The organism is Micromonospora sp. NPDC047527 (assembly GCF_040643015.1).
In the GTDB taxonomy this organism is placed as follows: Bacteria; Actinomycetota; Actinomycetes; order Mycobacteriales; family Micromonosporaceae; genus Micromonospora.
Genome location: NZ_JBEYTK010000001.1, coordinates 584,648 through 604,106, shown reverse-complemented (window position 1 = coordinate 604,106; position 19,459 = coordinate 584,648). Strand labels below are relative to the sequence as shown.

The following is a 19,459-nucleotide window of genomic DNA, read 5'->3' as shown; positions in this document are numbered from 1 at the left end:
CCCAGGGAGGAGGCGGCGCTCCGACCGCAGGCCGCAGGCGGGGCTCCCGGTCGGACGCGGTCGCCCGGTCCCGCCAGAAGCATCTACAGGCATGACCACTGTTCTGCGCCGGGCGGCACAGCACCGCCCCATGCTGCTCTTCGTCGCCGCGATGGCGGTGCTCGCCGTCGTCTCCGCGATCGGCGTCCTCGCCGACCCCCGCCTCGTCACCGGGGCACCGATCTGGCTCAAGCCGCTCAAGTTCGCCATGTCGTTCGTGCTGTACGGCACGACGCTGGCCTGGATGCTCTCCCTGCTGCCGCGCCGCAGCCGGATCGCGGAGTGGGCCGTCACGGTCATCGTCGCGATGGCGGTGATCGAGATGGTGATCATCGTCGCGCAGGTGATCCGGGGTACGGCCAGTCACTTCAACGACACGACGCCGCTGAACGCCGCCCTGTTCGGGGCGATGGGTGCGGCGATCATGGTGCTGTTCACCGCGCACCTCGTCGTCGGGATCGTCGTGTTGATCCGGCGGATTGCCGACCGGGTCGCCGCGACCGCCGTCGGCTGGGGGCTCGGCCTGTCGCTGCTAGGCATGCTGGTGGCGGTGCCGATGACGCTGCCCACCCAGGATCCGGGCATCGAGGGGATCAGCGGAGCACACAGCGTGGGCGTAGCCGACGGCGGTGCGGGGCTGCCGCTGGTCGGCTGGAGCACCACCGGGGGTGACCTGCGGATCGGGCACTTCATGGGTCTGCACGCCCTGCAGGTGCTGCCGATCCTGGCGATCCTGCTGGCCCGGTTCCTCGGCACGCGACTGGACGACCGTACCCGCGCCCGGCTGCTGGTCGTCGCGGGCGCGGCGTACGGCGTACTCACGGTGTTGTTGACCTGGCAGGCCCTGCGCGGGCAGCCGCTGCTGCGCCCGGACGCCCTCACGGTGGCCGCCGTGGCGGCCCTGGTGGTCACGACCGCGATCGCCACCAGACTGGTGCTGGCCCGTCGACGCCGACCGGAACTGGAGTTGGTCGCATGACCGCGACGCTGTTCACCCTGACGTTCGCGGTTGCCGCGCCGTTCTGGGCGCTGATGATCCTGCTGCCGCGCTGGTCGTGGACCGCCCGGATCATCGGTTCGCCGCTGATCGTGCTGCCGGTCGTGGTGATCTACGGGCTGCTGGTGGTCCCGGCGGTGGGCGAGGTGCTGCCGGCCGTGGCCGCACCGACCCTGGAGGGGGTGCGCGACCTGCTGGGCACCTCCGACGGCGCGGCGGCGGCCTGGGCGCACATGATCGCGTTCGATCTGTTCGTCGGTCGCTGGGCGTGGCTGGACAGCCGGGAACGGGGGGTGCCGGCGCTGGTCATGGCTCCGGTGCTGGTGCTGACCATCCTGCTCGGACCGCTCGGCCTGGCCGCCTATCTGGCGGTGCGGACCCGCTGGCAGGACCCTCGTGCCACCGGGCCGCAGCACCTAGGCTGACCCGGTGGGGTGGGCGGGACGACTGTTCGACGCGCGGGACACGCTCGTGCGGACGGTGCTGCTCGACCTCAGCGGGGTGGGCTACCTGGTCTTCGGCACCCAGGCCGGCCACCCGCCGACGGGGACACAGTGGATCCTCGCGGTCGCCGCGTTCGGGGTGGCCCTGCTGCTGCATCGTCGGCCGGTGGTCAACCTGGTGGTGCAGACGGCACTGCTCGCGGTCGCGATCTGCCTGGTCGACGACATCATGATCAACCAGGTGGGCGCGAGCTGGGCGCTACTCGAGGTCACCATGCGGGCACGTCGCGCCCGCACCATCTGGCTGGCCGCCACGCTGCTGGCCGTGGTCGACCTGACCGACTCGATCGGCGACCCGCCCGGCAAGGTCGCGTCCGGCGTCGTCGGGCTGGCCCTGGAAGTCGGCGTACCGGTGCTGCTCGGGCTGGTCATCCGCACCAACCGGGAGCTCAGCCGGCAGGCCGTCGAGCGGACGGTGGCCGAGCAGCGCCGACGCGAGTCGGAGGGCCGGGCGGCCCGCGCCGACGAGCGCAGCGCCATCGCCCGCGAGTTGCACGACGTCGTCGCGCACCACGTGGCGTCGATGGTGCTGCGGGTCGGCGTGGCCCGGCACGTGCTCACCGACCTGGACCCCCGGGTGGACGAGGTGTTCGACGACGTGCACGGCACGGGCAGCGCCGCCCTGTCGGAGCTGCGCCGGCTGGTCGCGGTGCTGCGCGACCCCGACGGGGTACGCGGTGACGCGGCGCTGACCGCGATCGAGCCCTCGGCGCTCCCGGCGGCGCTCGGCGCGACAGTGGACCGTGCGCGCCGGGCCGGCATCACCGTGCAGGCCGACATCGACCCGGCTGTCGGCTCGCTCGACGCGGTGCGGGGCCTGGCGGTGCTGCGGCTGACCCAGGAGGCGCTGACCAACGTGGCCCGGCACGCCGGCCCGTCCGCGCTGGCGCAGCTGGTCGTCGCCGTCCAGGACGGGGCCGTGCACTGGGAGGTCACGGACGACGGGCGCGGCAGCGGGCGCGGCGGCCGGCCGGCGGTGGTGCCGGATGGCGGCGGGCACGGCATCACCGGCATGCGGGAACGTGTCGAGGTCCTCGGCGGCCGGCTGGAGGTGGGGCCGACCGATACGGGATGGCGGGTGCGCGCCGTCCTCCCGCACGTCGGGGCCGCCTCCGCCGCCGGAAAGCCGGTCGTGTCGCCGCCCCGGGTGGCGCCGGCCGGGTCACCCGCGCCCGAGCCCGAGCCCGCATGATCCGCGTCCTGCTGGTCGACGACCAGCACCTCATCCGCGCGGGCCTGCGCATGCTGTGCGAGGCGCAGCCCGACATCGAGGTGGTCGGCGAGGCCGACAACGGCCGGGAGGCGGTCCCCCTCGCCGCGCGGCTCGTCCCCGACGTCGTCGTCATGGACCTGCGCATGCCGGGCGTCGACGGGATCACCGCCACCACCCGCATCCTCGCCGAGCGGCCCGCCGCCCGCGTGCTGGTGCTGACCACGTTCGGCGACGACGACCATCTCTACCCCGCCCTCACCGCCGGCGCCTGCGGGTTCCTACTCAAGGACGCGCCCCCGACCGAACTGCTGGACGGCATCCGCCGGGCCGCCGCGGGCGACAGCCCGTTCAGCCCGGAGGTGCTGCAACGCCTCGTCCAGCGCGCGGTGCACGCCCGCGCCGGGACGCCGCGACCGGTGCGCGGCTTGACCGCCCGCGAGCAGGACGTGCTCACCCTGGTCGCCGAGGGCCTGACCAACGCCGAGATCGCCGAACGGCTGCACATCGGCGTCACCACGGTCAAGACCCACGTCACGAGCCTCATGACCAAGACCGACAGCCCCAATCGGGTACGCCTTGCCCTGTTCGCGCGCAGCCGCTGAGGGTTCGACGGTCGGCGTGCCCGGATGACCTGCGTCTCGTGGCGGCGACGCCACGCTCCGGGCGTCCGGGCGGCGGATTACGGTGGCCCTCGCGCCACTCGGCCGGTCGCCAACGCGCGGTCCGCCAGCGGTGGCGGCGTCTACGAGAGGCGGGGTCGTGGCAGTGTCGTCCGAGCGGCGGGGTTGGCGGTGACGTCCGAGCCGGTCACCCGCAGTGTCCCGACCGATCGACGCGACGTGGACGCGGCGGCGGCCGGAACGGACGTGCTCGTCACCGTACGCGGGGGCACGCTGCGCGCTCGGCGAGCGGACGGGCTCACGGTCCTGCGGGGCGTCCGGTACGCCACCGCAGAGCGTTTCGCGGCGCCGGTGCCGGAGCGGCAGTGGTCGGGGGTCCGCGACGCGCGGGAGCATGGTGCCGTCAGCCCCCAACCTCCGGCCCGGGCCACGACAGCCGGCGGCTGGTGCGAGGTGGGCGTGCAGTCGGAGGACTGCCTGAACCTGACCGTCGTCACCCCGGCGGCCGACCGCGCCGCGCGGCCGGTGCTTGTCTGGCTGCACGGCGGCTCGTACCGTTCCGGCGCGGGATCCTGGGACCGCTACCGCACCGACCGGCTGGCCCGCGAGGGCGACGTAGTCGTGGTGAGCGTCAACTACCGGCTCGGGGCGCTCGGCTACCTGCGGGCGCCGGGCGTGTCCCCGGGCAACCTGGGTCTGCTGGACCAGATCGAGGCATTGCGCTGGGTCCGCGACAACGCGGCCGACCTGGGCGGCGACCCGGCGAACGTGACAGTGGTGGGGCAGTCGTCGGGCGCCCACTCGGTGGCCTGCCTGCTCGGGGTGGAGCAGGCCCGACCGCTGTTCCGCCGGGCGGTGTTGCAGAGTCCACCGCTCGGTCTCGGGCTGGCCGGCGACGCCGCGGCCCGCCGGGTCGCCGACCGGTTCCTCGCCCGGCTCGGGCGCGATCCACGGGAGGCGTCCCTCACGGAGATCGTCGCCGCGCAGCAGCTGGCCGAGCGCGACGTGGCCGGGCGCAGCCGGTTCGGGCTCGCCCCGGCCTACCAGCCGGTGGCCGGTGTGTCTCCCCTGCCGGACGTGGCAGGTTGGCGGGCCGCCTGGCGGTCGGGTGCCCCGGGCCTTGAGGTGGTGCTGGGCACCACCCACCGCGAGATCGCGTACTTCCTGGCCGGTGGCCCGATCTCCCGGCGCGTGCCGCTGGTGGGTCGTGCCGTGGAGAACGGGGCGATCAGGCTGGGGACCCGGTCGGTCTTCACCCGGCCCACCCTGCGGTTCGGCAGGCAGTTGGCGCAGGCGGGCGCGCAGGTCTTCGCGTACCGCATCGACGGGCCGGCCCCGACGTCGCCGTACCACGCCTGCCACTGCAGCGATCTTCCGCTGCTCTTCGGTGACGAGGCCGACTGGGCGCGGGCGCCGATGCTCGCCGGGCAGACCTGGGCCGAGGTGGCCGCGCGCGGCGGTCCGCTGCGCGCGGCCTGGCTGTCGTTCGCCACCGGCGGCGCGCAGGCGTTGACCGAGTGGGGCTGGGCGCCGTACGGCGGCCGGGGCGGCCGGATCCAGCGCTTCGGGTAGCTACGACCGCATCCGCCAGGACACGGCGATGACCAGCACCAGCGGCACGATCAGCAGCGCCGGTGCGACGACCGGCAGGTGCAGGGCGACCAGGGCGCCGATCGCGGCGCCGGTCATCAGGGCCAGCAGGACGTGGGCCTTGGGCCGCAGGCTGCGCCACGGACTACGTGCGGCGACGCCGGCGATCAGGCTCGTGAGGGTGCCGGTGAGGTATGTGGACGACAGACCGGGTACGCCGAACCGTTGGATCGCACTGCTCTGCACGCCCAGCGCCACCGCGGACAGCATCAGCAGCGCGAGATGGACGCGCTCGTCGTGAGCGGGGAGGTTGACCTCCCAGACGACGAGGAACACGACGAACACCAGCAGTTCCAGGACCAGCGCCCAGGTGACCCGCCGTGGCCAGACCGGATCGTCCGGTTGTGCCGAGCCGACGACGCGAGCGCCCGCGAGGACGCCGACGATGAAGCTGAGGATGGCGCAGGCCGACGTCAGGGCCAGCTCGGCGTCGCCTCTGCCCGCCGAGAGTCCGACCAGGACCATGTTGCCGGTCATGACGCTGGCGAAGGCACCTCCGAGGGAGAGGAACCCGATGGCGTCGGCACACCCGGTCAGGAAGGTGAGCACGACGACGAGCGCCTGCCGTCGCCGCAGGAGGTGCTGGTCCCCCGCAGCGGCGACGCGGGGGCGGATGACGCGGGGCGCTGTGCTCGGCACTGTCGGCTACCTCACAAAATTGTTCTTCGTATACACTCGGTCGGGACACGTTCACGGAGAGGCAAACAGGTGGCTGAAGACCTGCGGGACAAGCTCGGCGCGCAACACCTGCCGCTACGCGATCAGGTCCTCGCCGCCCTGCGGACCGCCATCATCGACGGCGACTACCTCCCCGGGGAACGGCTCACCGAGGACCGGCTGGCCGAGGACTTCGGCGTCTCCCGTAACCCCGTCCGGGAGGCGCTGCGTGTCGCCGAGGCGGAGGGCTTCGTCGTGATCCTCCCCCGCCGGGGAGCCGTCGTCGCCTCACCGAGCAGCGGGACCATCGCCGACATGTTCGCCGTCCGCGAGCGCCTGGAGTCGCTGGCCGCCCGGCTCGCCGCCGAGCGGGCCACCCCGGCGGACGTGGCGGCCCTGCGTGCCCTGCTCGACCAGGGCCGCGAGGCGACGCAGCGACAGGACCTGGCCCGGGTCGCCGAGCTCAACAGCACACTGCACCTGCGCATCCTCCAGATCAGCGGAAACCCCTGGCTGTCGTCGATCGCCAAGTCGCTCTACCTCCATGTCCAGTGGGTGTTCCGGCTCGGGGCGGCCGAACGCGCACCACACTCGTGGGCCGAGCACATCCAACTCGTCGACGCCATCGAGTCGGGTGACGGTGACCGCGCCGAGCAGGCCGCGCTCATCCACCTCGCCGCGGCATCCGCCGCCGCCTTCGAGAACGCCGAGGGCGGATACGTGGCGGCGCACTAACGGCCGCACGCGTAGCCCTGCATCCCCCGGGGGTTCGCGCCGGCGGCCAGCACACCCGTGCCCGGGTCGCGGGTCACGGCGCAGAGCCGACCGAGGCTCCACCCGTCGGTGACCCGCACCTCGTGCCCGTACGCCCGCAGGGCCGCCAGCACCCCCTCGTCGAGCCGGTCCTCCACCACCAGGACGCCGGGCTCCATGTCCCGTGGATAGAACGACCCCGGCAGGCTGACCGTGTGCCACGCGGGCGCGTCGATGGCCTCCTGCAAGGTCTGGCCGCCGACGAGATGCCGCAGCAGGAACGGCAACTGCCACTGGTCCTGCTGGTCGCCGCCGGGTGTGCCGCACGCCAGCACCGGCTCCCCGTCGCGGTGCACCATGGTCGGGCTCAACGTCGTACGCGGTCGGCGGCCCGGCGCCAACGACGAGGCGAGACCCTCCTCCAGCCAGAACATCTGCAACCTGCTGCCCAGCGGAAAGCCGAGTTCCGGAATCGTGGGCGAACTCTGCAACCAGCCACCACTGGGGGTCGCCGAGATCATGTTGCCCCAGCGGTCGACCACGTCCACGTGACAGGTGTCGCCACGGGTCACCCCGTCGGACTGCACCGTCGGCTCCCCCGTCGTCGGGTCCGCCGGGTCGGCGCGACGCCCGGCACCGGGCCGGACGTGGGCCGGCAGGTGGGGTTGCGCCCCGTCGGGACGTCCCGGCCGCAGCTCCGCCGACGCGCGGTCACCGATCAGGGCGGCCCGCTCCCGCGCGTACTCCGCGGAGAGCAACGCCTTGGCGGGCACGTCGCCGTCGCCGTACCAGGCCTCCCGGTCGGCGAAGGAGAGCTTGAGCGCCTCGACCTGAGCGTGGATGCCGGCCGCCGTCGCCGCGTCGTACGCGCCGGGGTCGTCGAGCGCGTCGAGGGTGGCAAGCGTCTCCAGCAGCACCGGCCCCTGGCCCCAGAACCCGGTCTTCGCCACCGAGTAGCCGTGCCAGTCGAGGGTGGCGGGCGCCTCCCAGGACGCCGAGTACGCGGCCAGGTCGTCGCCGGTGACGAGCCCGGCGTGCGGTCGTCCACTGGAGTCCTGGAACGGCTGCCGGCTGAACCTGTCGATCGCCTCGGCGACGAAGCCCGTACTCCAGGCCCGGCGGGCGGCCTCGATCTGCGCCTCCCGGTCGGCGCCGGCGGCCTGTCCCGCCTCGACCAGCCGTCGCAGGGTGTGCGCGTACGCCGGATTGGCGACCATCTCCCCCGCGGCCGGCGGCCGGCCGCCGCGCAGCCAGAGTGCGGCGGAGGTCGGCCAGTGCTCCTCGAACAGCGACCGCACGGCCGCCACGGTGTCACCGACCCGGCCCAGCAGCGGGTGGCCGGCGCCGGCGTAGCCGATCGCCGGCTCCAGCACCTCGGCGAGGGTGAGCGTGCCGTGCTCGCGCAGCAGCAGGAGCCAGGCGTCCACCGCACCGGGTACGGCCGCCGCGAGCGGCCCCGCGCCGGGGATGAGGTCCATCCCGAGGGACCGGAAATGGGCGATGGTGGCACCGGCCGGCGCAGGCCCCTGCCCGCACAGCACCTTCGGCCGCGGGTCCTCGGCGGTGGCCACGATGGCCGGCACCTCACCGCCCGGCCCGTTCAGGTGCGGTTCGACCACGTGCAGGACGAAGCCGGCGGTGACTGCGGCGTCGAAGGCGTTGCCCCCGCGTTCGAGGATGCCCATCGCCGCCTGGCTGGCGAGCCAGTGCGTCGAGGACACCATGCCGAAGGTGCCCTGGAGGGTCGGTCGGGTGGTGAACGTCATGACAACACCTCACTGGGGTCTGCGGTGCGTACGTCGGGGCCGGTGCCGTCCGGTTGGACCAGGTGACACGCGGCCATGCCGTCGCCGATCGCCGTCTGCGCCGGAACCTCCGTCGCGCACCTGTCGAACGCGAGCGGGCACCGGGTGCGGAACCGGCAGCCGGACGGCGGGTCGAGCGCGGACGGCAGGTCGTCGCCGAGCAGCACCGGCTGCCGCTGCCGTTGGCGCACCGGGTCGGCCACCGGAGCGGCGGACAGCAGTGCCTGCGTGTACGGGTGCGCGGGCCGGGCGAAGATCCGCTCGCGGCTGCCCTTCTCGACGAGTTGGCCCAGGTACATGACGGCGATGTCGTCGGCCAGGTACTCGACGGCGGACAGGTCGTGGGTGATGAACAGGCAGGCGAACCCGATGTCGCGTTGCAGGTCGGCGAGGAGGTTGAGCACCGACGCCTGCACCGACACGTCGAGTGCGCTGGTGGGTTCGTCGGCGATGAGCAGCATGGGATCGGAGATCAGCGCGCGGGCGATGCTGACCCGTTGGCGTTGCCCGCCGGACAGCTCGTGGGGGTAGCGACGCGCCACCTCGGCGCGCAGACCGACCCGCTCCAGTTGCGGGGCGACGCGGGCGTCCCGGTCACGCCGTGAGAGCCGCCTGCCGGCCAGCCGCAGCGGCTCGGCGACGATCTCGCCGACCAGCATGCGCGGGTCCAGTGACGCGGCCGGGTCCTGGAAGACGATCGACACCGTGCTCCGGTGTGGGCGCAGCTGCCGTCGGGACAGGTGGGTGACGTCCGTCCCGGCGATCCGGACCGTCCCCGCGGTCGGCTCGACGAGCCGCACCACGCATCGACCCACTGTCGACTTGCCGGAACCGCTCTCCCCCACCAGGGCCGTGACCCGGCCTCGCGGGATCGTGAGGGACACCCCGTCCACGGCGCGGACCGGGCCGAAGTGCATCACCAGATCCTCGATCTCCAGGGCGTTCGGCTGCGGCGTCATCGGTTCGCCTCCTCAGGTGCCATGGTGCAGGGGTGCCAACAGGCCGCGAGGTGCTGCGTGCCGCCGACCCCCGCCAGGGGCGGGGCGGCGTCCCGGCACCGCTCGTCGGCGGCCGGGCAGCGGTCCGCGAACGTGCACGCGTCGGGCTGGGTCGACAGGACGGGCACCAGCCCGGGGATCTCCGTCAGCCGGTCCGTGCCGGCGTGCCGGCCCGGCTGCGGTGACGCCGACAGCAGCCCGGCGGTGTAACGGTGGCGCGGGTACGCGAACAGGTCGTTGACCGGTGCCCGCTCCACCACCCGTCCCGCGTACATGACGACGACCCGGTCGGCGATGTCGGCGATCACGCCGAGGTCGTGCGTGATGATGAGGACGCTGGTGCCGAGCCGGTCCCGCAGGTCCCGCAGCACCTGGAGGATGCCGGCCTGGACGGTGACGTCCAGCGCCGTGGTCGGCTCGTCGGCCACCAGCACCTTCGGGCCACAGGCCACCGCCATCGCGATCATCACGCGCTGGCGCATGCCCCCGGAGAGCTGGTGCGGGTACGTGTCGACCCGTTGGGCCGCGGACGGGATCCCGACGAGCGTCAGCAGCTCGACGGCACGGGCCCGCGCCGCCCGCCGGGACATCCGCTCGTGGACCTGGAGCACCTCCCCGATCTGCCGCCCGACGGTGAGCACCGGGTTCAAGGACGTCATCGGCTCCTGGAAGATGTAGGCGATCTCCTGGCCGCGTACCCGGCGCAGCGCCGACTCACGGGCGCCGACCAGTTCGGTGCCGTCGAGGCGTACGGAGCCGGTGATCCGGGCACTGCCGGGCAGCAGACCGGCGATGCTCATCGCGGTGACGCTCTTGCCGCACCCCGACTCGCCCACCATCCCGACGATCTCCCCGGGTGCGAGATCCAGACTGACGCCGTCGACCGCCGACACGGTGCCGGTCTCGGTGGGGAACGACACCGAGAGGTCGCGTATCGCCAGGACGGGCGCGGTAGTGCCCGCCGTGGCCGTGGCGCCTGCGGTGGCCGTGGTCATCGTCGGTCTCCCTTCGGGTCGAGGGCGTCGCGGAGGGCATCGCCGAAGACGTTGAACGCCAGCGCGAGACCCATGATCACGACACCGGGGAGGACCGCCGCCCACGGCGCTCGGGCGGCGAACTGCTGGGCGGTGGCCAGCATGGTGCCCAGACTGGGCGCCGGGGGTTGGATGCCGAGGCCGAGGAACGACAGCACGGCCTCGCCGAGGATCGCGGCCGGGATCGCGACAGTGGCCTGCACCAGGATCACCGACGTCGCGTTCGGCAGGATGTGCCGGGCCAGCACCCACAGGTCACTCGCCCCGTCCACGACGGCCGCCGCGACGAAGTCCAGCGACTTGAGGCGCAGCGTGTCCGAGCGGACGACCCGGATCACCCCGGGGATCTGGGCGATGCCGATGGCCACCGCGGCGTTGCCGAGGCTGGCCCCCCGAATGGCCGCCAGCCCCACCGCCATGATCAGGAACGGAAACGCGAGCAGCAGGTCGGTGAAGCGCGAGATCACGGCGTCCCAGGCGCGGAAGTAGCCGGCCGCGAGGCCGAGCGGCACCCCGATGACCAGGGAGGTGGCCACCGCCAGGAGCCCCACCTGCAACGACGCCCGCGCGCCGAGCATGATGCGGGAGAGGACGTCGCGACCGAGGTCGTCGGTGCCGAGCACGTGCCCGGGGGTGCCGGGAGGTGCGAACGTACGGGCGAAGTCGGTCTGGTCGACGGAGTACGGCGCGATCCACGGCGAGAGCAGCGCGATGATGGCCGCGAGCGCGAGCACGACGAAGCTCACGACAGCGAGCGGATTGCGGCGCAACCGGCGCAGCACGCGGGCGCGCCGGGTGACGCTGACGGCGGTCTCCGCCATCGGTACGGTGAGGACGGTCATGCCGGATCTCCCGTCACCCGGATCCGTGGATCGATGACCGAGTAGAGCAGGTCCACGAAGAAGTTGATCACGATGTAGGCCGTCGCGGTGAGCAGGACGACGGCCTGGATCACCGGGTAGTCCCGTTGGAACACCGCGTCGATCGTCATCTTGCCGAAGCCCGGCAGCCCGAAGATCTGCTCGGTGACGACCGCTCCCGAGATCAGACCTCCGAGTTGCAGACCCACGACGGTCACCACCACGATGAGGCTGTTGCGCAGGGCGTGCCGGGTGATGACGGCACGAGGTCGCAGGCCCTTCGCCTTCGCCGTCCGCACATAGTCCGAGGAGAGCGAGTCCAGCATCGCCGACCGGGTCTGCCGCATGATGATGGCGGCGAGGCCGGTCCCGAGGATCACCGCCGGCAGGACGATGTGGTGCAGGTTGTCCACGGGATCCTCCAGGATCGGCACGAAGCCGGAGGCGGGGAACAGCCCGGTCGCCACGGACAGGTAGAGGATCGCGAGCAGCCCGAGCCAGAAGTGCGGCACCGACAGGCCGATCAGGGCCAGGCCGTTGGCCGCCCACTCCGCCGGGCGCCCACGGCGTACGGCCGCGAGCACCCCGGCGCCGACGCCGAGCGCCGTGGCGATGAGGATCGCCAGGACGGCGAGTTCGACGGTGACCGGCAGGGCTGTCGTCAGCATCGACGAGACAGGCGTTCCGGTCCGGATCGACACCCCGAAGTCGCCCTGCGCCATGCGTTCCACGTACTGCGTGAACTGCAGGGGCAGCGGCTGGTCCAGCCCGTAGTGGCGACGGATGGCCTCCAGCGCCTCCGGTGACCGGTCCTCCCCCGCCAGCGCGAGGGCCGGATCACCGGGGAGCGCCCGGACGCCGAAGAACACCACGATCGTCGACAACAGCAGGGTCAGCGCCGACTGCCAGGCGCGGGTGAGGAGATACCGGGCCACGGCGACCTACTTGGTGAAGCCGGCGAAGGCCGCGCGGATCACGCCGTCCGGGAACACCTGCAGACCCTGGATCTGCTTGCTGACGGCGGTGAGGTTCCGCTGCCGGTAGAGGTAGATCAGCGCGTCGTCCTGCTGGAGGAGGGTGACCGCCTGCCCGTACAGCTTCTTGCGCTCCTCGACGTCGCCGGCCTGGCGGGCCTGGGTCAGCAGGGTGTCGAGCTGGGGGTTGCTGTAGCCGGAGACGTTCTGGCTGGCGCCGGTGCCGACGAAGTTCGTGATGTTGGCGTCCGGGTCGATGCGCCCACTCCAGCCGAGCTGCAACAGTTCGAAGTTGCCACGGTCCTGCTCGTCGAGGAGCGACGAGTACTCCACCGGGTTGATCTTCAGCTCGAATCCACCGTCCTTGAGCATGGACTGCAACGCCTGCGCGAGGCGCAACGTGTCGGGTGTGTTCGACGCGAGCATCGTGATCTCGTACGGCATCTGCACGCCCGCCTCGGTGAGGAGCTGCTTCGCCTTGGCGGGGTCGTGCGCCGGGCAGGTCTGCGCCTCCGGCGACGAGAACGGGCTGGCGGGCGAGATGGGCGAGCAGGCGGCGGTGTGTACGCCGTTGAAGACGGCGTCGACCAGGGCCTTGCGGTCGATCGCGTGCTCGAAGGCCTGCCGCACCTTGGCGTTCTGGGCGAGGGGGCGGTTGATCGGCTTGGGCGCGGTGCCGACACCGTCGACGTTGCCGATGTTGATGGTGAGGCCCTGGTAGCCCAGCGACTGCGACTGGAGGACCGACACGGAGGATTCCTGTCGCAGGGAGGCGACGTCCTGGGTGGAGATGCTGTCGGCGACCTGGGCGTCGCCGGAGCGCAGGTTGGCGGCGCGGATGCTCGCGTCGCTGAGGATGCGCCACGAGATGGCGTCGAGGTGCACCTTGTCAGCCTCGTAGAAGTTCGGGTCCCTCACCACGTCGATCGAGTTCTGCGGCACCCGCTTGGCGAATTTGAAGGGACCGACGCAGACCGGCGCCGAGGCGAAGTCGTCGCCGAGGCTCTGCAACGCCTTGGCGCTCATGATCATGCCGGCCCGGTCGGCGAGGGCGCCGAGCAGGGGCGCGAACGGCTGCTTCAGCCGCAGGACGACGGTCTGCGCGTCCGGGGTGTCGACGCCGTCGATGGGACCGAGTTCGCTCTTGCGCGCCGACCGGTCGTTGGTGAGGTGACGCTGGAGGGTGGCCTTCACCGCGGCCGAGTCGAACGGCGTGCCGTCCGCGAAGCGCACGCCCTGACGCAGCGCGATGGTCACCGTCCGGCCGTCACCGCTCGTCGTGGGCAGGGCTGTCGCGAGCTGCGGTACGACCTGCGCCTGCTCGTTGACGTCGTAGAGCTTCTGGCACATCGCCTGGAAGACGTAGCGGGAGTAGAGGCTGCGCGACAGCGTCGGGTCCAGGGCGTCGGGCTCGGCGGAGAGGGCGATGACCAGCTTGCCGCCCTGTTTGACGGCGGCGGGGTCGGCCGGCGTACCGAAGGAGTCCTGGCCGGTCGACTGGTCGCCGCCGGACTGGTCGTCGCTCCCGCTGTTCGACACCGGTGAGCAGGCAGCGACCGCGCAGACGACAGCGGCCGCCGCCACCGCGACCCGGAGTAAGCGGCGGCGCGGCAGGCTCGTTTCGCTGACGGAGAGGTTCGTCATGGAGAGCTCCTCGAGTGGGCGATTCGGGGAGCGTATGTTGTATACGATGACTGCCGCAAGACCTCCGTGACTGCCTCTCGACGCCTCTTTCGCGCCCGGTGTGGGCGCGTCCGCGTGGGCGATCCGACCACCACACCGACCGACCAACCGGAGGTGAGCCGGCAGATCAACCTGCGGATCGCGCTGCGGCGGGCTGGGCCGGACCGCGGCGCACAAGGCTGAGCAGGACGAGGAGTGCGAGCACCGCCACCACCGCGCTGAAGATCCCGCCAGCCGGACGCAGACCGACCACCTGGATCAGCAGGCCGACCCCGACCGCGGGCACGCCGAGCATGGCGAACAGGATGGCGAAGAAGGTCGACACCGCCGCGGCCTGGTGCTGCGGCGCGGTCTTCATCGTGATCGTCGCGATGCCGTCACCGACCGCCACCCCGGACGCGACCCCGATGACCGCCGCGCTGGCGGCGAGCGTCACCAGCGCGGGCATCCACATGCTGAACGCGAGCAGGCCGGCCCCGACGATCAGGCCGGCGCAGGCGCTGGCCAGCGCGGCGCGCGAGGACAGGACGCGGGTCAACAGCTGACCGAACGCGGCGCCGGCGAAGGCCACGAAGACCACCAGCGCGGCGAGGGTGTGCGACGTCTCGCGCAGGACCATCCCGAGGAACAGCCCACTCACCGACGTGAGCACCCCGAGCGCGGCGAAGCCCGCACCAGCGGTGATCGCGGAGCGGACGAAGGCGCCGCGAATGTTCGCCGGCACGTACAGCCGCTGGATCCGCAGGATCACCGGCGAGCGCTCCCGGACCGTCTCCGGTACGCCGCGCAGCGCCAGGATCGCGACCACCGCCAGGACCAGCACGATGGCCCAGGGCAGCCGGAGCGGCTCGGGCGCCACATCCGACACGACCCCGGCCAGCAGGGTGCCGGTGGCGAGACCACCCAGGTTGGCGAAGATCGACACGGTGGCGGCTCGCCTCGGATGCCGCGGGCCGATCAGCTCTGCCAGCGCGGCGGTCGCCGCTCCGATGATCAGCGCGGCGGAGAGACCGGCGATCACCCGGCCCACGATGATCATCGCCAGGTCCACGGCGCCCAGGAACACGGCGTCCGCGGCCACGGAGAGGAGCAGCGCGGCGAGGATGACGGGGCGCCGGCCGATCTGGTCGGACAGCCGACCGAAGACCAGCAACCCGACGACCACCCCCAGCGCGTACAACGCGTAGACCACGGTCACGGTCAACGACGAGAAGCCGAACTCCATCTCGTAGAGCGGGTAGAGCGGGGTCGGCACGGTGGTGCCGACGAGCGTGATCCAGAACGCGAACGCGACCCGCACCGCAGCGGAGGTGGAGCTGGGCCGTGCCATCGCGCCGTCCGCCTGGCTGGCGTTGGACATGATCAGTCCCTCCGGCTCGACACCTGCCGCGAGGCACCGCCCGCACCCTCTCGTCGCGGCGCCCGACCCCGCGTACAGCATGGGTCTTGACCTTGACGGAGGGTGCGGTTACGGCCCTTAAACGCCCGCATCAGGTGGCACGATCCAGCCCCACCGCGTACTCCTAGCTGACGGCCGAGTTGTACGCCTGCGCCGTCACCTTCACCTGACGGGCGAGGCCGGCCCGCGCGGGCCAGGAGATCCGCACCTCGCGGGTCTCCCCCGGCAGGAGCCAGAAGTAGTTGTCGTCGTAGCGGGCCGGGAGAACCCGCTTACCGTGCTGGTCGCGCACGGCGAGCCGAACCAGCGCCGCGACCGTGCGGCCCTGGTTGCGGACCGTCGTGGTGACCGTGTTCCGGCCGTCCACGACGCGCACCGTGCTCGACGACGTCGACAGTCGGGTGCTCGGCACGTCGTTGAGCACCCGCATCTGCTCGGCGTTGTCGTACCGCCAGTAGGTGTTGTCCGCCAACAGCCGGTCGCGGCTGTCCCGCAGCTCCAGCCGGACCAGGTGCAGCCCGCCACCGTCGGGCGCGGCGAGCGGGAAGACCGGCGTCGTGGCCGAACGGGCGACGTCCACCCGCTGACGCTGCGGCGTACCCAGTGATCGGCCGTTGAGGTCGTAGCGGCGGGCGGCGACCGTGACGCCGCCCAGCGCCTCGGCGGTGTGGTTGACCACCCGCACCTGCCAGGTGCCCGGGTCGGCCTGGACGTGCACCGGTTCGCAACCCTTGCGGGCGCCGTAGTAGGCGCCGTTCACGTCGAGGTCGTAGTCGTAGGTCTGCCACACCGTGCTGTGCCACGCCGGGTGCGACATCCACAGCAGCAGGCCGGTGGCGTCCTGCCACAGGTTGGCGTTCCACGCCTCGAACATGGCGCGGTGGCTCTCGTAGTTGACGAACTGCGCCCGCGTGGCGAACTCGTCGAGGGAGACGGACTCGCCGAGCCGCGCGTCGATCGCCGCCTGGTACGTGCCGACGCGCTGGTTACCGATGGTCGACCAGTCGTGGTAGTTCCACACCTCGCCGATCGGCCACTCCGGCGCGTCACCGACCAGGTTGCGCATGCTCTCGACCACCGACACCACCGGCATTCCGATCTCGGTGTGGAAGCCGAAGGAGTCGGCCTCGTACATCTTCACGTCGGTGTAGGTCGTCGGGTCGACCCAGTGGTAAGGCCCGCGCCCGCTCACGATGCCGCTGGCGGAGTTGGGGATGTAGAGAATCTCCGGGTGTTCCGTGGTGACGGCCGCCTTGAGGCCGGCGTCGACGATCGGCGGCGGGTCGCCCTCGTTGGCGCCGCACCAGACCACGATGCTCGGATGGTGGCGGAAACGCCGGATGGTGTCGGCGGCGATGTCGACGTAGCCGGGCGGGTTGGGCAGGAACCCGCCGGCCTGCCAGAAGTCGTTCCAGACCAGGATGCCCTGCTCGTCGCAGGCCTGGTACAGCTCCTCGCGGTTGCTGCTGCCGAGCCAGTTGCGGATCATCGTGAAGTTCATGTCGCGGTGCATCTCGACCGTGTCCGCCAGCCGGTCGGGCAGCACCCGGCGCAGCAGTTCGTCCCAGCCCCAGTTGCCGCCCCGGGCGAACACCGGCACGCCGTTGACGCTGATCTTCAGCTCAGTGATCTTGTTGCTGACCGACTTCACGTCGGTCCACCGCTGCCCGTCGTTCGAGACCTGGATGACGAAGTCGCGGGCGTACGCCTGCTCCCAGACGATCGTGACCTGGTCGAAGCTGACCGGCTTGCCGAGGTCGACCTGAATCCACTGGTTGTCCTCGAACTTCGACGACCACCGGGTGCGGGGGTTGCCGTCGACGGCCCGGTCCGGGCCGTTCGAGTCGCCGTCGGACGACGACGCGGTGGCGGTGGCGCGCAGGGCCAGGTCGACGTCCGGCTCGGCCTGCCGCTGCACGGTGAGCGCCCACATGGACACTCCCCACGACGTCGCCCGCGAGCCGGTCTGGATGCGCAGGTGCTGGGCGGTCTGGGCGGTGAACGTCTCCACCTGGGTGGCGCGGCTGCCGAGCGGCGTGTCGTTGCTGACCGACGCCACGTCGCTCCAGGTGTCGCCGTCGACGGAGACCTGGACGCGGTAGTCGAGCGCGTACGCCTGCTCCCAGACGATGGTGACCCGGTCGACGTCGACCGTCGCGCCGAGGTCGACCTGGATCGACTGGTTGTCCTCGGCATGTGAGGCCCAGCGGGTCGCGGGGTTGCCGTCGACAGCCTTGTCGGGCCCGTTGGCGTCGTTCTCCGAGGACGACGCGGTGGCGTCCCGGCGCAGGGCGAGATCCGGGCCGGTGCCGTCGGCGACCGACAGCGACCACATCGAGATGCCCCACCCGGTGGCGCGCTGGCCGGCCTGGATGCGTACGTGCCGGGCGCGCTGCCGGGCGAACGTGACGGTCTGGGTCGCGGCGCCGTCGACGAACTCCAGCGGCGGCTTACCGGGCGGTGAGATCACGATCGGCTGGTGCCAGTCGTAGGCGAACTCGCGAATGCCGAACCGGAGCTGGCGCCTGTCGCTGACCGCACGCTTGACGGTGGCGGTGAGCGTGAGGTCGTACAGGTGGGGTTCGCCGTAGCCGTTGGGCCACCACAGCCGGGGGTTGCGCAGGCGCAGCTCACGGAAGCGCTCCGGCGTGAAGGTGACGATCGTGTCGCCGCCGGCGGGAACGGTGACCGTGGACTCGACGCGTACCTTGTCGAACTCGGCGCGGACGGTGACCGTGGTGGCGGTGGCCGCCGCGTTGCGCACCGGGACCCGGATGGTGACCTCGGCGGTACGGGTGTCCGGCAGGTCGGGCAGCGTGGTCTGCACGTGGGGGTCGCCGACGACCACGGCGCCGGTGCTGCGCAGCCGGACGTGGTCCCAGAGGCCGGTGACCCGGTCGCGGACGGCGGGCATCCAGTCCCACCCGGACACAGCCAGGTAGGTCGGCGCGTCGAGGTAGTGGTGGGCCGACTGGAGGAAGGTACGACCGTCGGTGCCCTTGTCGCCGGGCGTGCCCGCGTGCGGCATCGGGGTGACCCGGACGGCGAGGACGTGCTCGCCCCGGTGACCGGCCAGGGCGTCGGTGATGTCGAAGGCCGCCCGCGCGAAGGGGTGCTTCACGCTGCCGACGTGCACGCCGTTGACCCAGGCGGTGGCCTCGTGGTTGATGCCGTCGAATTCGAGCCAGATTCGACGACCGGCCGAGGTGTCCAGACCGCGCGGCAGGCGCAGCGCCCGCCGATACCACCAGGTGTGCCGGGACAGCGCCTCCGGGATGCGCAGGTTGTTGAAGCCGGCCACCGGGTCGGGCAGGTGGCCCTGGTCGACAAGCGTTCCCAGCACGGTGCCGGGGACGGTGGCCGGCAACCAGGACCGGACGTCGACGCCAGCGCGGGAGAGTTCGGCGCCGTCGGCGGTACCCGCGAAGTCATCCATCGTCAGCGACCAGCCCGACTCCAGCGCGACCGTACCGTCGGCGGCCACCGTCAGCTCGGGTGCCGGGCCGGTGTTGCCGCCCTCCCAGCTGGTCCAGCCCTCGGCCTTCGGCCGGCCCGCCAGAGGAACGCCGTAGACCTGGAACCCGTTCAGGCCCACCGGGTTGCTGTTCGAGCGTTTCGTGGCCGTCATGCGGATCCAGCGCGCGGTGACCGGCTGCGACAGCTTGATGGCCTGCACGCCGCCCTGGCCCTCGGTGGTCTCGTACACCGACCGCCAGTCACGGCCGTCGGTGGAGACCTCGATCCGGTACGCCGTCGCCGCGCTGGAGAGGATCTCGTCGCCGTCGGTGTCGGTGTAGTTGCCGTCGAACGGCCCGTCGGTGAGCGTGGCCTCGAAGACCAGGTTCACGGCCTCGATGCGACAGGGAGCCTGCAGATCCACCGAAATCCACTGTGGATCACTGTTGGCGGCCCGCCATCCACTCCCCCGTACCCCGACCTGCGGCAGACCGTCCACGGCGAAGGAGGCCGGCGTCGGCGCGTAGTCGGTCGAGGAGGCCACCACCGGGCGGTACCGGGCAAGGTCGGTGGGCGCCGGGGTGCCGGGTGGCGGCGGAGTCGCCGGAGCGGCGGCCGCGACGGCGTCCGGTAGGACCGCGGTCACCCCGACCGACGCCAGCAGCGTGGCTCCGGCGGAGAGGAAGGTACGCCGCGACAGGGGCGATGGGTCGGACATCTTGCCTCCAGAGATGACAACGCTGTCAGGCGTGGCCTACGTGGTCGGTGACAACGTTGTCAGATGGTGGACCCACGTTTCGTGAGAGTCAAGAGCTTGA

15 protein-coding genes are annotated in these 19,459 nt (G+C 72.1%); 6 read left to right on the top strand and 9 right to left on the bottom strand.

The window, feature by feature from the left end:
- Positions 1-91: 91 nt before the first annotated feature.
- The 5 genes from ABZ808_RS02535 to ABZ808_RS02515 all read left to right on the top strand — a co-directional run bounded on the left by ABZ808_RS02535 (position 92) and on the right by ABZ808_RS02515 (position 4,944).
- Complete coding sequence (locus ABZ808_RS02535; RefSeq protein WP_356999858.1) at positions 92-1,018, top strand: hypothetical protein; 927 nt, start codon at positions 92-94, stop codon at positions 1,016-1,018.
- On the top strand, positions 1,015-1,461 hold the full coding sequence (locus ABZ808_RS02530) for an ABA4-like family protein (RefSeq protein ID WP_356999855.1): 447 nt from the start codon (positions 1,015-1,017) through the stop codon (positions 1,459-1,461). The genes ABZ808_RS02535 and ABZ808_RS02530 overlap by 4 nt, the downstream gene beginning before the upstream one ends.
- Positions 1,462-1,465: 4 nt before the next feature.
- Entirely contained in the window at positions 1,466-2,731 is a 1,266-nt protein-coding gene (locus tag ABZ808_RS02525; RefSeq protein WP_356999852.1) for a histidine kinase, read from the top strand.
- Complete coding sequence (locus tag ABZ808_RS02520) at positions 2,728-3,354, top strand: response regulator transcription factor (RefSeq protein ID WP_356999850.1); 627 nt, start codon at positions 2,728-2,730, stop codon at positions 3,352-3,354. The genes ABZ808_RS02525 and ABZ808_RS02520 overlap by 4 nt, the downstream gene beginning before the upstream one ends.
- Positions 3,355-3,543: 189 nt before the next feature.
- A complete protein-coding gene (locus ABZ808_RS02515; RefSeq protein WP_356999847.1) occupies positions 3,544-4,944 on the top strand; it encodes a carboxylesterase family protein in 1,401 nt (466 codons plus the stop codon).
- Here the strand turns inward: ABZ808_RS02515 and ABZ808_RS02510 are convergent, their stop codons facing one another.
- Positions 4,945-5,661 carry a YoaK family protein gene (locus ABZ808_RS02510; protein WP_356999844.1) on the bottom strand — a complete coding sequence of 239 codons (717 nt, stop codon included), beginning with the start codon at positions 5,659-5,661 and terminating at the stop codon, positions 4,945-4,947.
- A gap of 69 nt (positions 5,662-5,730) precedes the next feature.
- Between ABZ808_RS02510 and ABZ808_RS02505 the strand changes: the two genes are divergently transcribed.
- Positions 5,731-6,414: a GntR family transcriptional regulator gene (locus ABZ808_RS02505; RefSeq protein ID WP_356999841.1), complete on the top strand. Its 684-nt coding sequence runs from the start codon at positions 5,731-5,733 to the stop codon at positions 6,412-6,414.
- Here ABZ808_RS02505 and ABZ808_RS02500 read toward each other — a convergent pair.
- The 8 genes from ABZ808_RS02500 to ABZ808_RS02465 form a co-directional block, all read right to left on the bottom strand.
- Positions 6,411-8,198: a gamma-glutamyltransferase family protein gene (locus ABZ808_RS02500; RefSeq protein ID WP_356999839.1), complete on the bottom strand. Its 1,788-nt coding sequence runs from the start codon at positions 8,196-8,198 to the stop codon at positions 6,411-6,413. The two genes, ABZ808_RS02505 and ABZ808_RS02500, sit on opposite strands and share 4 nt — an antisense overlap.
- Complete coding sequence (locus ABZ808_RS02495) at positions 8,195-9,196, bottom strand: oligopeptide/dipeptide ABC transporter ATP-binding protein (RefSeq protein WP_356999837.1); 1,002 nt, start codon at positions 9,194-9,196, stop codon at positions 8,195-8,197. Before ABZ808_RS02495 ends, ABZ808_RS02500 begins: the two co-directional genes overlap by 4 nt.
- A complete protein-coding gene (locus tag ABZ808_RS02490) occupies positions 9,193-10,230 on the bottom strand; it encodes an ABC transporter ATP-binding protein (protein WP_356999834.1) in 1,038 nt (345 codons plus the stop codon). Before ABZ808_RS02490 ends, ABZ808_RS02495 begins: the two co-directional genes overlap by 4 nt.
- Positions 10,227-11,111, bottom strand: a complete 885-nt coding sequence (locus tag ABZ808_RS02485) for an ABC transporter permease (RefSeq protein ID WP_356999831.1) — start codon at positions 11,109-11,111, stop codon at positions 10,227-10,229. The genes ABZ808_RS02490 and ABZ808_RS02485 overlap by 4 nt, the downstream gene beginning before the upstream one ends.
- On the bottom strand, positions 11,108-12,064 hold the full coding sequence (locus ABZ808_RS02480; RefSeq protein WP_356999829.1) for an ABC transporter permease: 957 nt from the start codon (positions 12,062-12,064) through the stop codon (positions 11,108-11,110). Before ABZ808_RS02480 ends, ABZ808_RS02485 begins: the two co-directional genes overlap by 4 nt.
- Before the next feature lie 6 nt (positions 12,065-12,070).
- Positions 12,071-13,747 (bottom strand): ABC transporter substrate-binding protein, encoded by a 1,677-nt coding sequence (locus ABZ808_RS02475; RefSeq protein WP_356999826.1) that lies wholly within the window; start codon positions 13,745-13,747, stop codon positions 12,071-12,073.
- A gap of 166 nt (positions 13,748-13,913) precedes the next feature.
- Positions 13,914-15,146 carry an MFS transporter gene (locus ABZ808_RS02470; RefSeq protein ID WP_356999823.1) on the bottom strand — a complete coding sequence of 411 codons (1,233 nt, stop codon included), beginning with the start codon at positions 15,144-15,146 and terminating at the stop codon, positions 13,914-13,916.
- Positions 15,147-15,309: 163 nt separating this feature from the next.
- Positions 15,310-19,359: a discoidin domain-containing protein gene (locus ABZ808_RS02465; protein WP_356999820.1), complete on the bottom strand. Its 4,050-nt coding sequence runs from the start codon at positions 19,357-19,359 to the stop codon at positions 15,310-15,312.
- Between the last annotated feature and the right edge of the window lie 100 nt (positions 19,360-19,459).